This is a genomic window from Pseudomonas sp. 18058 (assembly GCF_902706155.1).
Classification (GTDB): domain Bacteria; phylum Pseudomonadota; class Gammaproteobacteria; order Pseudomonadales; family Pseudomonadaceae; genus Aquipseudomonas; species Aquipseudomonas rustica.
Genome location: NZ_CACSJY010000049.1, coordinates 1 through 15,300, shown reverse-complemented (window position 1 = coordinate 15,300; position 15,300 = coordinate 1). Strand labels below are relative to the sequence as shown.

Sequence of the window (15,300 nt, the reverse complement as noted above, 5' to 3'; positions counted from 1 at the left end):
ATGCAAGGCGCTCAGCTCAGACATCAGCCACCCGCACCCGGCCGCAAGCCGGTACCGCGGGGTGCCAGCCGAATGGTGGCGAAAGAGCCGATGTCCGCGCGCCTGCCGAAAGCCAATTTCGGTTTTCTGAAAAGCCTGTTCTGGCCGGTGCTGCTGGTTGTGCTGGGCTTTGGTACGTACGAAGGGGCAACGCGTTTGCTGCCGTACGCCGACCGGCCGATCACCAAGATCGCCGTGCAGGGCGACCTCAGCTACATCAGCCAGCAAGCAGTGCAGCAGCGCATCGCCCCGTACGTGGCGTCGAGCTTCTTCACCATCGACCTGGCCGGGATGCGCACCGAGCTTGAGCAGATGCCCTGGATCGCCCATGCCGAAGTACGTCGGGTGTGGCCGGATCAAGTGGTGATCCGCCTCGAAGAGCAATTGCCGGTGGCGCGTTGGGGTGACGAGTCGTTGCTGAACAACCAGGGCCAGGCGTTTACGCCCAAGGAACTGGCGAACTACGAACACCTGCCACAGCTGTTCGGTCCTCAACGGGCCCAGCAGCAAGTGATGCAGCAGTATCAGGTGCTGAGCCAGATGCTGCGGCCGTTGGGCTTCTCGATTGCACGCCTGGAATTGCGTGAACGCGGGAGCTGGTTCCTGACCACCGGTGCCGGCAGTTCCGGCCCCGGCATCGAGCTGCTGCTGGGACGCGGCAATTTGGTGGAAAAGATGCGCCGCTTTATCGCCATCTATGACAAGACGCTTAAAGACCAGATTACGAACATTGCGCGCATCGATCTGCGCTACGCCAACGGCCTCGCTGTTGGCTGGCGGGAACCTGTAGCGCCGACGACAGCCCAACCCGCTGTCGCGAAGAATTAAGAAGAGGCAGGACCCATGGCAAACGTGCAAAGCGGCAAAATGATCGTCGGTCTCGATATCGGCACCTCCAAGGTGGTGGCGCTGGTCGGCGAGGTCTCCGACGACGGCACGCTGGAAATCGTCGGGATCGGTACCCATCCGTCCCGTGGCCTGAAGAAGGGCGTGGTGGTGAACATCGAGTCCACCGTGCAATCGATCCAGCGTGCGATCGAAGAAGCCCAACTGATGGCGGGCTGCCGCATTCACTCGGCGTTCGTCGGCGTGGCGGGCAATCACATCCGCAGCCTGAACTCCCACGGCATCGTCGCGATCCGTGATCGCGAAGTCAGCTCGGCCGACCTTGAGCGCGTACTCGACGCTGCTCAGGCTGTAGCGATCCCGGCTGACCAGCGCGTGCTGCACACCCTGCCGCAGGATTACGTGATCGATAACCAGGAAGGCGTTCGTGAGCCACTGGGCATGTCCGGCGTGCGTCTGGAAGCCAAGGTTCACGTGGTCACCTGCGCCGTCAACGCTGCACAGAACATTGAAAAATGCGTGCGTCGCTGCGGTCTGGAAATCGACGACATCATTCTCGAGCAACTGGCCTCGGCCTACTCGGTACTGACCGACGACGAGAAAGAACTGGGCGTGTGCCTGGTCGACATCGGCGGCGGTACTACCGACATCGCGATCTTCACCGAAGGCGCGATCCGTCACACCGCGGTGATCCCGATTGCCGGTGATCAGGTGACCAACGACATCGCCATGGCGTTGCGCACCCCGACTCAGTACGCCGAAGAAATCAAAATCCGCTACGCCTGCGCCCTGGCGAAACTGGCCGGTGCCGGTGAAACCATCAAGGTGCCAAGCGTCGGCGACCGTCCACCGCGCGAACTGTCGCGTCAGGCCCTGGCCGAAGTGGTCGAGCCGCGTTACGACGAACTGTTCACGCTGATCCAGGCCGAGCTACGTCGCAGCGGCTACGAAGACCTGATCCCGGCCGGCATCGTGCTGACTGGCGGTACTTCGAAGATGGAAGGCGCGACTGAACTGGCCGAAGAAATCTTCCACATGCCGGTTCGTCTGGGCGTGCCGCACGGCGTCAAAGGTCTGGATGACGTGGTGCGCAACCCGATTTATTCCACTGGCGTTGGCTTGTTGATGTACGGCCTGCAAAAGCAGTCCGACGGGATCTCGTTCTCGGGCATCGGCAGCCGCGATAGCTACAGCAACGAAGAGCCACAGGCGCCGTTGCTGGACCGATTGAAGAAGTGGGTTCAAGGCAACTTTTAAGAGCAGTTCGAAGCGTCAAGCTTCGAGCGGCAAGCAGTAGCAGTAGATGCACCGCAACAAACATGCAGTAGGCGAAAAAAACTAGAGAATGTAAGGAGAGGGAAAATGTTCGAACTCGTAGACAACATCCCCGCAAGCCCGGTAATCAAAGTTATCGGTGTCGGCGGTGGCGGCGGCAACGCTGTCAACCACATGGTCAAGAGCAACATCGAAGGCGTTGAATTCATCTGCGCCAACACCGATGCTCAAGCGCTGAAAAACATCGGCGCACGTACCATCCTGCAACTGGGCACTGGCGTGACCAAAGGCCTTGGCGCCGGCGCGAACCCGGAAGTCGGCCGTCAGGCTGCTCTGGAAGACCGTGAGCGTATTGCCGAAGTGCTGCAGGGCACCAACATGGTGTTCATCACCACTGGCATGGGCGGCGGTACCGGTACCGGTGCTGCACCGATCATCGCCGAAGTGGCCAAGGAAATGGGCATTCTGACCGTTGCGGTCGTGACTCGTCCGTTTCCGTTCGAAGGCCGCAAGCGTATGCAGATCGCCGATGAAGGCATCCGCATGCTGTCCGAAAGCGTCGACTCGTTGATCACCATTCCTAACGAGAAGCTGCTGACCATCCTCGGTAAAGACGCCAGCCTGCTGTCGGCTTTCGCCAAGGCTGACGATGTACTGGCCGGTGCCGTTCGCGGTATCTCCGACATCATCAAGCGTCCGGGTATGATCAACGTCGACTTCGCCGACGTGCGTACCGTGATGAGCGAAATGGGCATGGCAATGATGGGCACTGGCTGCGCCAGCGGTCCGAACCGTGCACGTGAAGCCACTGAAGCTGCGATCCGTAACCCGCTGCTGGAAGACGTGAACCTGCAAGGCGCACGCGGCATTCTGGTGAACATCACCGCCGGCCCTGACCTGTCCCTGGGTGAGTACTCCGACGTGGGTAGCATTATCGAAGCCTTTGCTTCCGAGCACGCCATGGTCAAGGTCGGTACCGTTATCGATCCGGACATGCGTGACGAGCTGCACGTGACTGTGGTTGCTACCGGTCTGGGCGCAAAAATCGAGAAGCCTGTGAAGGTCATCGACAATACCGTTCATACCTCGATGTCGACCGCTCAGGTACAACAACCGGCTCCGACCCGTCAGGAAGCGCCAGCGGTAAATTACCGTGATCTGGATCGTCCGACCGTCATGCGCAACCAGGCTCAGGCCGGTGCTGCGGCTGCCGCGAAGATGAATCCGCAAGATGACCTGGACTACCTGGACATCCCGGCATTCCTGCGTCGTCAGGCCGATTGATGGAATGTATCAGGGCTATGAAGGTGATTGGTGTTCAGCAAAGGCTCGGTCTGCTATTATCGCCAGCCTTTGTTGATACCAGTTCGCAATTTGCGCTGAAGCGGCCCAAGCCATGATTAAACAACGCACACTGAAAAATATTATCCGTGCCACAGGTGTAGGCCTGCACTCCGGTGAGAAGGTCTATCTGACCCTCAAGCCTGCGCCTGTCGACACTGGCATTGTGTTTTGTCGCGCTGACCTCGACCCTGTGGTGCAGATTCCTGCCCGCGCGGAAAACGTCGGTGAAACCACTATGTCGACGACGCTGATCAATGGCGACGTCAAAGTGGACACGGTAGAGCACTTGCTCTCGGCCATGGCTGGCCTGGGCATCGATAACGCCTACGTCGAGCTCTCCGCGTCCGAAGTCCCGATCATGGATGGCAGCGCTGGACCCTTCGTATTCCTGATTCAATCGGCAGGCCTGGAAGAACAGGACGCCGCCAAGAAATTCATCCGCATCCTGCGTGAAGTGACAGTGGAAGACGGCGACAAGCGCGCCACTTTCGTCCCTTTCGAAGGGTTCAAGGTGAGCTTCGAGATCGATTTCGATCACCCGGTTTTCCGGGACCGCACCCAAAGTGCAAGCGTGGATTTTTCCAGCACTTCGTTCGTAAAAGAAGTCAGCCGCGCCCGTACCTTTGGTTTCATGAGTGATATCGAGTACCTGCGCAAGCACAACCTCGCACTCGGCGGCAGCGTTGAAAACGCAATCGTGGTCGATGCCGATGGCGTACTGAACGAAGACGGCCTTCGCTATGAAGACGAATTCGTGAAGCACAAGATCCTCGATGCCATTGGCGACCTGTACCTTTTGGGTAACAGCCTGATTGGTGAGTTCAAAGGCTTCAAGTCCGGTCATGCACTGAACAACCAGCTGTTGCGCAAGTTGATTGAGCAAACAGATGCTTGGGAAGTGGTGACGTTCGATGACGCCAGCACCGCACCAATCTCTTACATGCGCCCGGTTGCGGCGGTGTAAGTAAAAAACCTCTCTAGTTTTTTGAAGGCCATCCTCGGATGGCCTTTTTTTATGCTCCTTTTTTCAGACGCAAAAGATCGCAGCCTTCGGCAGCTCCTACAGGAACCGCATTCCAATGTAGGAGCTGCCGAAGGCTGCGATCTTTTGATCTTCAGGCAGCCACCACCACCCGATTACGCCCACCTTCCTTCGCCTGATACAACGCCTTGTCCGCCACAAACAGCAACTGCTCCAGCGTCATCTCACTCGCCGCCGTCCACGTCGCAATGCCGATACTCACCGTCATCGGCCGATCAGCCCCAGCAACCCACGGCAACTGCTCCACCGCCTGCCGAATATGCTCGGCAATCTGCTGCGCGCCCTGGCTGTCAGTCTCAGCCAGAATCACCGAAAACTCCTCGCCGCCATACCGCGCCACCAGATCCGCCGGTCGCCGCACATTGTCCGTAATCACCTTGGCCAACGCCTTCAACGCCTGATCCCCGGCCTGATGCCCGTGCTGGTCATTGAACGCCTTGAAATGGTCGGCGTCGATCATCATCACCGACATCGGCTTGCCCGAACGCTGCGCGCGGAACCACTCGTGACGCAGTGATTGATCAAGCATCCGACGATTGGCGACACCGGTCAGCGCATCGGTGGCGGCCAGTTGCGCCAGTTCACGTTCAGCGCGCTGACGTCGGCGCAGTTCACGGGCGAGCAGCCAGGTCAGCCACAACAAACCGAGACACAACACCCCGGTGGCGCCACTGATCAACATCGCCGTACGCCGCCACGTCGCAAACACCTCATCGCTGGACAGCGCGACCATCACCGTCAGCGGTAAATTGCCCACCCGCGAGTACGTATAGAGGCGCTGCTGATGATCCATGCTCGACGTGCTGCTGAAACTGCCCTTGCCATCCTTGTCGCGCAAAATCCGGATGACATTGGGCCGGTTGCCGAAGCTTTTGCCGATCGAGTCGCTTTGCAGATAGGGCTTCTGCGCCAGCAGCACACCGTCATCGTCGATGATGTTCAGTGTGCTGCCCTTGCCGATGTCGAGGCTTTTGAACAGTTGATCGAAATAGTCGAGCTTCATCGACGCCACCGCCACCCCGACAAATTCGCCGGTGTCTGAGGAAATGCGTCGGCTGAAACTGATGCGCCATTGATTGGCTTCGTCGCAGTCGCAACGGGTCTTGAACGGTCGGCTGATGAACATGCCGACATCGCGGTTGAAGGCGTGGGCGAGGAAGTAATCGCGGTCGGCGAAATTGCCCGGTTTCGGCTCGACCCGTGAAGAGTCAGCGAGGACATCGCCGTGTTTGTCGAGCAGCAGAATATCGCCCTTGAAGCGCGCAGTGGTGGAGCGGTCGAACAGCGCCAGATGGCGGATTTCCGGCGACACGTTTTGCAGATCATCGCGCTGGGCGGCAGCGATCAAACCTTGCAGGGACAGGTCGTAGAGTTCGACGGTACGCAGCACGTCGGCGTCGATCAACTGAGCAATGGTGGTCGCACTGCGGGTGGCGGATTGCCGAGCGTTGGCGTGCTCGCGGATCAGCAGAAAAGTGACGATGGCTAAAATCGCGATCACGCTGAGCAAACTGCCGCAGATCAGCAGCAGCTCGGGGCGTCCGGTCTTGCCCGAAACGGGAGGGGTACGGCTCGCGATCATGATCGGATTATCGGTTGGGAGATCTTCTAAGCGTAGGAGCTGCCGAAGGCTGCGATCTTTTGATCTTGTTTTTAAAAATCAGGATCAAAAGATCGCAGCCTGCGGCAGCTCCTACAGGTTCAGTGTTAACTGATCTTAGAAGACGTTGATCGGGTAGTCGATGATCACGCGGTATTCGTCGGTGTCGGTATCAATCGCGCCGTAACCATTGCCACCGCGATTGGTCGCCCATTGCAGGCGTACCGCCAGATCTTTGGCCTGGCCACTCTGCACCACGTACTTCAAATCGATATCGCGTTCCCAATGCTTGGCATTGCGACCGTCGGCGCTGTACCAGTTCGAGTAACCCTGGCTGTCCGGATCAACCTTGGTCAAATCCACCGTCCCGCGCGAGTACGACACTGCCGACGTCAGCCCCGGATAACCCACACCGGCGAAATCATAGGCGTACTTGAGCTTCCACGAGCGTTCGTTCGGGCCATTGAAGTCCGAGTACTGCTGCGAGTTGTCCAGATAAACGCTGTCGCCCTGACTGATGTAGTCGAACGGCGTATTGCCGTTGACCCGCTGATACGCCGCCGTGACGCTGTGGCTGCCGATCCCCACGATGAAATGCAGGCTGTAGGTGTTGTTGTCGATGTCGCCGAGCAGCGCATCTCCAGTGTCTTGCGTGTGATAGAAGTGCAGGCCCGGGTTGAGGCTGACCAGATCGTTCAACTGCCAGGTGTAATCCAGGTCGTAGTAGTACTGGTTCCAGATGTCCTTGAGTTCGGACGCGTACAGGCTGCTGGTCAAACCCTCGACACCGCTCCACGCCACGCCAGCCCAGTTCAGATGCTGGCTTTCGTCGCCCTCGGCCAACGTCCCGTAGGAGGTACCGATGCGCGTGTGACCACTCTGGTTGTACGGCTTGGTGAAACTGGCCTGACCGCCCTCGATCAACCAGCCGTCGAAGCTGTGGTTGCTCAGACTGACACCGCGAAACGTCTGCGGCAGCATGCGCGTGTCACCGCCCGCGATCACCGGGTTGGTGAGGAACAGGTCACCGGCCTTCAACTCGGTATCGAACGCACGCATTTTCAGCGTACCGCCCGCTGTTGAGAACGAGCCCGGCGCTTTGCCGTTGCCATCGCTGATCGGCAGGATGCTTGAGCCGTCCGTGCCGCCACCGCCGTCGAGTTTCAGGCCGAGCATGGCGTGGGCATCAATGCCGAAACCGACCGTGCCTTCGGTGTAACCCGACTGGAAGATCCCGAGAAACCCTTGGCCCCACTCAATGTTGTCGTCCGCCTGCTGCATGCGGTTGCGATTCATGTAGTAGTTGCGGGCGTTGAGGTTGAGGCTTGAGCCTTCGATGAAACCTTCTTTCGCAGGTTCGTCGGCGTGAACGGCGGGGGCAATCGTTGCGGCAATTGCAATGAACAACGGAGTGAAGCGGACTGGGTAACGCACGTGCAATGGAGCTCCTTGGGTCAACTGGCGCCTCTGTATTTTGAGGCGCTCGATGTTTCTTGTTGTTACAGACGAACCAAACGGCTTTCAGACCACAACGAAAAAAGGCCGCTGAAAGGCAGCGGCCTGGAATGACGACGGTTGAACGGGAAGAGCCAAACAACCGCGTCGAGGGAAACGGAGCGGTGCGCGACTCAGCTGTCTTTTTCCAGCGATTGAGCCTGGGAAGTGGCAGCCTGAGGGGCCTGCGTGGCGTCTTTGGCCTTGGCCATCATTTCTGCCTGATGCTGGTCATACGCTTGAGCGCGGGCAGAATTTTGCGCCACGAACGCGTGGGATTCTTCAGCCATCGCCATCGGCGACAGGATCAATGAGGACAAAACGAAAGCGCTGGCAATACCCATACTGTTGGACATCTTGAAAACCTTCTCGCTTGGCGAGTGTGCTGTTTGGTGCGGGCAAAGATAGTGTTGCCGAGCGATGGGAAACAGCGCGATTTTCATAAATGACTGTTACAGCAAAAGCAAAGATCACCCATCCAGTAGTGGTAGAAATCCTTGTGGCGAGGGGATTTATCCCCGATGTTGATCGTTCCCACGCTCTGCGTGGGAATGCCGCCAGGGACGCTCCGCGTCCCTGTGACGCAGAGCGTCACTGGATACATTCCCACGCAGAGCGTGGGAACGATCGTCACTTGTAGGAGCTGCCGAAGGCTGCGATCTTTTGATCCGCTTTAAACCGGCAAATAAATCCCGAAAGTATTCATCCCCCGATCACTGCGCACAAACACATCCCCACCATGCATCAGCGCAATCGCCTTGACGATCGCCAGCCCCAACCCATGGTTATTGCCGCTGTTACTGCGCGACGCATCCACCCGATAAAACCGCTCGAACAATCGCGGCAAATGCTCACTGGCAATCGGCGATCCCGGATTGGCCACACCAATACTCACCTGATGTTCTTCAACCTCAATCCGCACCTCAATCGCCTGACCCGCCTCGGTATGCTGCACCGCATTACTCAGCAAATTGATCAACGCCCGCCGCAGATGCGCGACTTCAATCTGCACCAGCGCATCACCGCTGACCTGCACCTGAACCTGCGCATCTTCAAGAATGAAATCCAGATACTCCAGCGTCGTCGCCACTTCATCCGCCAGCGAAGTCGACGTCAGTTTGGTCGCCTTATTACCCTGATCCGCACTGGCCAGAAACAACATGTCGTTAATGATCGACCGCAACCGTTCCAGCTCTTCCAGATTGGATTGCAGCACCTCGAAATAATGTTCGGCAGAACGCCCGCGGGTCAGCGCCACTTGGGTCTGGCCGATCAGATTGGTCAGCGGCGAACGCAACTCATGAGCGACGTCGGCGTTGAACGACTCCAAGCGCGAATAGGCCAGTTCGACCCGTTCCAGCGTCGAGTTGAACGAGTCGACAAACTGCTCCAGCTCCGGCGGCAGCGGCGACAAACGCAAGCGCCCAGCTCTGAGCGGCGGTGCCAGTCGCTGTGCTTCGTGAGAGAGTTTGATCAACGGCTTCAAACCAATCCGCGCCACCCAATAACCCAGCGCCGAAGCCATCAACACACCGACAATCGCCAGCCCGATCAGCGCGATCAGCAGGTTGTGCTGAGTCTCATGAAACGTATCGGTGTCGATGCCGATCATAAAGCGCAGCGGCGGGCGCTGATCCTTGGCCGGAAATTCACTCACCAGCACTTTCAGTGGATAAGGCTGCCCCGGCAATTGCAGATCGCGCGTGCCCAAAGGGCCATTGGTGATCTCGCGGATTTGGGGCGTGAGGTTGCCGTATTCGTATTGCGGATCGCCGCTGCTAATCCAGAAACTGATGCGCTTGTCTTCTTCACCGAGCAGCTTGAGTTTGTTGTTGATCTTCACCCAGTGCTCGGGCGTGCCGAAGCGGCCGACCGTGGATTCGAGCACGCTGTAACGCGCGTCCAGCTCGGCTTCCGGCAGCAAGCCCAAACCTTTATCGACCTGCTGATACAACGCGCCGCCGATCAACAGAAACACCAGCAACGCCACCAGCGTGAACATGCCGCTGAGGCGCAGGGCAATCGAATTACTGGACACCACGGCTCTCCAGCACATAACCCATGCCGCGAATGGTGTGCAGCAGTTTCTCGTCGAACGGCCCGTCGAGCTTGGCGCGCAGGCGCTTGATTGCGACCTCGACGACATTCGCGTCGCTGTCGAAATTGATGTCCCAGACCATCTCGGCGATGGCGGTTTTCGAAAGGATTTCACCCTGGCGGCGAGCCAACACGCTCAGCAACGAAAATTCCTTGGCGGTCAGATCCAGTCGCGTACCGGCGCGGGTCGCCTTGCGGCTGATCAAATCTATCCACAGGTCGGCGATGCTCACTTGCACCGGTTCATGGCCGCCACTGCGCCGGGTCAGCGCTTGCAAGCGTGCGACCAGTTCGAGGAAGGAAAACGGTTTGCCGAGGTAATCGTCGGCACCGTCGCGCAAGCCTCGGATACGATCTTCGACGCGCTCGCGGGCGGTGAGCATGATCACTGGAGTTTGCTTGCGCGCACGCAACGCGCGCAGTACGCCGAAGCCATCGAGGCCCGGCAACATGACGTCGAGGACGATCACCGCGTAGTCGCTTTCCAGCGCCAGATGCAGGCCCTCGACGCCGTCGCGGGCCAGATCCACGGTGTAACCCTGTTCCGTCAGACCGCGGTGCAAATAGTCCGCGGTTTTTTCCTCGTCTTCGATAATCAGAACGCGCATGACCCTGCCTCAGTCTGTGGTCGCCAACGCCGGCTGGGGCGCAGGTTTGGGTCTATGGAAAAGTCGCTCGAGCCACAAGTATATGACCGGCGTGGTAAACAACGTCAGCATCTGGCTGACCAGCAAACCGCCGACCACCGCGATGCCCAGCGGTTGGCGCAGCTCGGCGCCGGTGCCGTAACCGAGCATCAGCGGCAGCGCGCCGAGCAGGGCGGCGAGGGTGGTCATGATGATCGGCCGAAACCGCGTGATGCACGCTTCGAAAATCGCATCCTGAGGTGATAAGCCTCGGTGGCGCTGGGCTTCCAATGCGAAGTCGATCATCAGGATGCCGTTCTTCTTGACGATACCGATCAGCAACACCAGACCGATCAAGGCCATGATCGAAAAGTCCTGGCCGCAGATCCACAGCATGATCACCGCGCCCAAACCTGCCGCCGGCAGCGTCGAAATGATCGTCAGCGGGTGTACGAAGCTTTCATAAAGCACGCCGAGAATGATGTACACCGCCACCAGCGCCGCGAGAATCAGCCACGGCTGACTGGCCAGCGAACTCTGGAACGCCTGCGCCGCACCCTGAAAATTGCCGCTGATGGCGGTGGGCATGCCGATCTCGGCCTTGGCCTGATTGAGCAGAATCACCGCATCACCCAACGCCACGCCGGGCGCGAGGTTGAACGACAGGTTGGCGGCGGGGAACATGCCGTCGTGGGCAATCGACAACGGGCCAATGGTCGGCGCATCGAATTTGGCCAGCGCTGACAGCGGCACCATCTCGCCACTCAGCGGTGAGCGCAGGTAGAAATAGTTGAGGCTTTCGGCCTTGCCGCGCTGCTTGGTGTCCAGCTCCAGAATCACGTTGTACTGGTTGACCTGCGTCTGGAATTCATTGATCTGACGTTGGCCGAAGGCGTCGTACAGCGCCTCGTCGACATCGCTGGCGGTCAGGCCGAAACGCGCGGCGGCGCTGCGGTCGATGCTGATGTGGGTGATGCTGCCGCCCAGTTGCAGATCATTGGAAATATCGCGGAATGCCGGGTTGCTGCGCAGTTTTTCCGTGAGGCGTTGCGTCCATGTCGCGAGGGTCGCGCCGTCGTTGCTCTTCAGTACGTATTGGTACTGCGCGCGGCTCGGGCCGGAACTGAGGTTGATGTCCTGGCCTGCGCGCAGGTACAGCACGATGCCGGGGACTTTCATCAGTTGCGGGCGGATGCGGTCGATGAACTGGCTGGCGCTGACGTCGCGGTCACCGCGTTTTTTCAGGGCGATCCAGAAGCGGCCGTTGGCGATGGTCTGGTTACTGCCGGAGACACCCACCGAGTGGGAAAACGCCTGCACCGCCGGATCGGCGGCGACGATTTCGGCCATCGCCAGGTGTTTTTTCACCATGTCGCCGTAGGAAATATCCGCCGCAGCTTCGGTGGTGCCGAGGACGAAACCGGTGTCCTGCACCGGGAAGAAACCTTTCGGGATAAAGATGTAACCGCCGATGGCCAGCGCCAGCGACAAACCGAACACGCCGATCATCAATTTCTGATGGGCGAGGGCGCGGCGCAGGCCTCGTTCGTACCAGCCGAGCAGGCGTTCGCTGAAACCCGGTTTGTCGTGGGCGTGGTGCACCGGTTTGCGCATGAACAGCGCGGCCAGCGTCGGCGCCAAAGTCAGCGACACCACCACGGAAATCATGATGGTCGAGGTCGCGGTCAGGGCGAATTCCTTGAACAGACGCCCGACCACGCCGCCCATGAACAGCAGCGGAATAAACGCCGCCACCAACGAGAAACTGATCGAGACCACGGTGAAGCCGATTTCGCCTGCGCCCTTGATCGCGGCTTCGCGCATATCGTCGCCGGCCTCAAGGTGTCGGTGGATGTTCTCCACCACCACGATCGCATCGTCGACCACAAACCCCACAGCCACCACGATCGCCACCAGCGTCAGGTTGTTCAGGCTGAAGCCGAGGATGTACATCAGGGCGAAACTGGCGATCAGCGATACGCCGAGCACCGCTGAAACAATCAGTGTCGCCGACAATTGGCGCAGGAACAGCGCCATCACCGCGACCACCAGCATGATTGCGATCAACAGGGTGATTTCCACTTCATGCAGCGAGGCGCGAATGGTCTGGGTGCGGTCGATCAGGGTTTTCACTTGCACCGAGGCCGGCAACATCGCTTCGAGGCTGGGCAGGGCGGCTTGAATGCGGTCGACGGTTTCAACGATGTTGGCGCCGGGTTGGCGCGAGATCACCAGGTTCACCCCGGGTTGATCACCGGCCCACGCTTGCACGTAGGCATCTTCCGAACCGTTGACGACTTTGGCGACATCGCGCAGGTGAACCGGGGCGCCATCCTTGTAGGAAACAATGAGTTGGCTGTAGTCCTCGGGGTGGAACAACTGGTCGTTGGTCGACAGCGTCGAGATGCTCGACTCGCCGTACAGCGCACCTTTGGCGAGGTTGAGGCTGGTCTGCTGGATCGCCAGACGAATGTCGGCGAGGGTCAGGCCAATCGCCGCCAGTTTGTCCGCCGATGCTTGCACGCGGATAGCCGGACGTTGCTGACCGGTGATGTTGATTTGGCCTACGCCGTCGATCTGGCTGATCTGACGCGAGAGCAGGGTTTCCACCAGGTCGCTGAGTTCGGTGCCGGGCATCTGCGTCGAGCTGACGCTGAGGATCAGTACCGGGCTGTCGGCCGGGTTGACCTTCTTCCATGTTGGCAGCGTCGGCATGTCCTTGGGCAGTTTGCCGGCGGCGGTGTTGATCGCTGCCTGGACTTCTTGCGCGGCAGTGTCGATGCTTTTATCGAGGGTGAATTGCAGGGTCAGCAGGCTTGAGCCCAGCGCACTGCTTGAGGTCATCTGGGTCATGCCGGGGATGGCACTGAATTGCACCTCCAGCGGCGTGGCCACGGACGAGGCCATGGTGTCGGGGCTGGCGCCGGGCAACTGCGCGGAAACCTGAATCGTAGGAAATTCCGCTTCCGGCAGTGGGGCGATGGGCAGGCGCGGGAAGGCAATCAAACCGACCAGCACCAAAGCGATGGTCAGCAGGATTGTGGCGACCGGATGATCGATGCACCACGTCGAGACGCCTTTGTGCGCTTTCATGGTTTCGGCTCCGCTTGCACCACCTGCGCCGGCTCGGTCATGACTTGCACGGTTGAACCGGGTTTGAGCCGCGACTGGCCATCGGTCACCAGCACGTCACCGGCCTTCACGCCTTTGATGATGTCCTGACCGCTGCCTTGGTAAACCATCTGCACTTGCACGGCTTCAACCTTGTCGCCATTCACCCGGTAAACGAAGTGTTGGTCGAGACCACGTTGTACGACAGTGGGCGGGACGACCAGCGCATCTTTGTCGAGGGCTGTCTGAATTTTTACCGTGACCAGCAGGCCGGGCCAGAGCTTCTGGCTGGCGTTGGCGAATTCGGCCTTGGCGCGGATGGTGCCGGTGTTGGCGTTGATCTGGTTGTCGATCAGGGTCAGGTGACCTTCGCCGAGCAGGTTGCCGGTTTCACCATCGGTGTCGGCGCCGATGTAGGCCTTGACCTGGGCGCGCTGTGGATCGTTGATCAGGCCTTGCAGGGTCGGCAGCATTTGCTGGGGCAGGGAGAATTCGACGGCGATCGGGTCGATCTGGGTGACGGTGAACAGGCCGGCGGTGTCGGTCATGCGCAGGAAGTTGCCTTCATCGACTGTACGAATACCGACGCGGCCGGTGACCGGGGAGCGGATTTGCGTGTAGGAAAGTTGTACTTGTGCGGAATCGATGGAGGCCTGGTTGCCTTGGGCGGTGGCCTTCAATTGGTTGACCAGGGCTTGTTGTTGGTCGTAGGTCTGTTTCGAGATGCCGTCGTCGACGGTGAGCAGTTTGTAGCGTTTGAGGTTGACCAGGGCGACTTGCAGTTGTGCCTGGCTTTCGCCCAGTTGGGCGCGGGCCTGGTCGAGGCTGGCGCGGATGGAGCGGTCGTCGATGGTGGCCAGCAGGTCGCCTGTTTTGACGAGTTGGCCTTCTTTGACGAGGATTTTGGTGAGGATGCCGTCGATTTGTGGGCGCACGACCACGCTGTGTAATGAGAGTACGGAGCCGATACCGCTGGTGTAGCGGGGGACGTCTTTTTCGCTGACCGCTATGACTCGCACGGGGATTGCTGTGGGGGTGGCGAGTTTGGTCGGGGCGGGTTTCAGGGCGTACCACAGACCTGCGCCTGCGAGGACGATCAATAGGGTGGCGAGCAGGGCTTTGTTCTTTTGGATTCGCATGCGGGGTGGGCGCCGGACGGATTTTGGGCAGGGTTAGGGTCTTTATAAACTTGTTTGGGGGTCAGGAGGGTGACGGCTAGCTGTCGGCGCTGTCAGTTTCGTTGGGTACATATCCGTTGTTGCGGGTGTTGCTGATTACGGTTCCGCCCTTACGGCGGGTCACTTTTGACAAACGCCTCAAAAGTAACCAAAAACGCTTGCTCCTACGTGCGGCCCGCTCGCTGGGGCTCGGGGTTCCTTCGCTCCGGGATCGATCCGGGGGGCAGCGCCTACGGTTTGCTTCGCTGCACCTCCTCTCGCTGTGTTTGGCTGCGCCAAACGGTCGCTGCGCTCCCACCCCGGATCAATCCCTCCGCTCAGCCTTCCGACGTCGCCCGTGGATCAAGATCAAGAGCTCACCCGAGCTTGCGCTCATCGTGTTGAGTGGTGAGAAGCAGAAGCGGTGTGCGTTCTGCTTTTGCTCTTCGTAGGAGCAGAGCTTGCTCGCGAAGGCGCCCGACCGGCCAATCCATTTAATACAGACTGCACACAATCCTTGTGGGAGATTCTATGGTTGCGAACAACGTTTTTTAGGCAGTTTTGCTGACGTATGCTTTCTCGCTCTTCAGCAGCGCGTATGCAATACGCGCGAGTTTACGTGACAAAATCACCAGCGCTTCAGTGGTGGCCTTGCCCTTGTTTCGATGA

Annotated in this window: 11 protein-coding genes and 1 pseudogene; 4 read left to right on the top strand and 8 right to left on the bottom strand. The window is 59.3% G+C overall.

The features are described from left to right. The 4 genes from GVL50_RS22175 (at window position 1) to lpxC (ending at window position 4,468) form a co-directional block, all read left to right on the top strand. Window positions 1-867 carry a cell division protein FtsQ/DivIB gene (locus tag GVL50_RS22175; RefSeq protein ID WP_053123632.1) on the top strand — a complete coding sequence of 289 codons (867 nt, stop codon included), beginning with the start codon at window positions 1-3 and terminating at the stop codon, window positions 865-867. A 15-nt stretch (window positions 868-882) separates the two neighbouring features. Further along, entirely contained in the window at window positions 883-2,142 is a 1,260-nt protein-coding gene (gene ftsA, locus GVL50_RS22170; protein ID WP_053123630.1) for a cell division protein FtsA, read from the top strand. Between the two features lie 105 nt (window positions 2,143-2,247). Beyond that, window positions 2,248-3,444, top strand: coding sequence for a cell division protein FtsZ (gene ftsZ, locus GVL50_RS22165; RefSeq protein ID WP_053123624.1), 1,197 nt, complete (start codon window positions 2,248-2,250; stop codon window positions 3,442-3,444). A gap of 112 nt (window positions 3,445-3,556) precedes the next feature. Further along, window positions 3,557-4,468: a UDP-3-O-acyl-N-acetylglucosamine deacetylase gene (gene lpxC, locus GVL50_RS22160; RefSeq protein WP_008082763.1), complete on the top strand. Its 912-nt coding sequence runs from the start codon at window positions 3,557-3,559 to the stop codon at window positions 4,466-4,468. A gap of 151 nt (window positions 4,469-4,619) precedes the next feature. Here lpxC and GVL50_RS22155 read toward each other — a convergent pair whose 3' ends face one another. From GVL50_RS22155 to GVL50_RS29140, 8 genes and pseudogenes are all read right to left on the bottom strand, one after another. Beyond that, window positions 4,620-6,128 (bottom strand): sensor domain-containing diguanylate cyclase, encoded by a 1,509-nt coding sequence (locus tag GVL50_RS22155; RefSeq protein ID WP_159815071.1) that lies wholly within the window; start codon window positions 6,126-6,128, stop codon window positions 4,620-4,622. A 135-nt stretch (window positions 6,129-6,263) separates the two neighbouring features. Beyond that, window positions 6,264-7,580: an OprD family porin gene (locus GVL50_RS22150; RefSeq protein ID WP_159815070.1), complete on the bottom strand. Its 1,317-nt coding sequence runs from the start codon at window positions 7,578-7,580 to the stop codon at window positions 6,264-6,266. 194 nt (window positions 7,581-7,774) lie between these two features. Further along, on the bottom strand, window positions 7,775-7,996 hold the full coding sequence (locus tag GVL50_RS22145) for a hypothetical protein (RefSeq protein WP_053123621.1): 222 nt from the start codon (window positions 7,994-7,996) through the stop codon (window positions 7,775-7,777). A gap of 317 nt (window positions 7,997-8,313) precedes the next feature. Continuing rightward, window positions 8,314-9,678, bottom strand: coding sequence for a heavy metal sensor histidine kinase (locus GVL50_RS22140; RefSeq protein WP_159815069.1), 1,365 nt, complete (start codon window positions 9,676-9,678; stop codon window positions 8,314-8,316). Next, window positions 9,668-10,345, bottom strand: coding sequence for a heavy metal response regulator transcription factor (locus tag GVL50_RS22135; RefSeq protein ID WP_003228008.1), 678 nt, complete (start codon window positions 10,343-10,345; stop codon window positions 9,668-9,670). Before GVL50_RS22135 ends, GVL50_RS22140 begins: the two co-directional genes overlap by 11 nt. Window positions 10,346-10,354: 9 nt before the next feature. Then, window positions 10,355-13,456 (bottom strand): multidrug efflux RND transporter permease subunit, encoded by a 3,102-nt coding sequence (locus GVL50_RS22130; protein WP_159815068.1) that lies wholly within the window; start codon window positions 13,454-13,456, stop codon window positions 10,355-10,357. Next, window positions 13,453-14,613, bottom strand: a complete 1,161-nt coding sequence (locus tag GVL50_RS22125) for an efflux RND transporter periplasmic adaptor subunit (protein ID WP_053123612.1) — start codon at window positions 14,611-14,613, stop codon at window positions 13,453-13,455. Before GVL50_RS22125 ends, GVL50_RS22130 begins: the two co-directional genes overlap by 4 nt. A 569-nt stretch (window positions 14,614-15,182) precedes the next feature. Beyond that, window positions 15,183-15,300, bottom strand: a pseudogene (locus tag GVL50_RS29140) (IS110 family transposase); the annotation flags it as partial.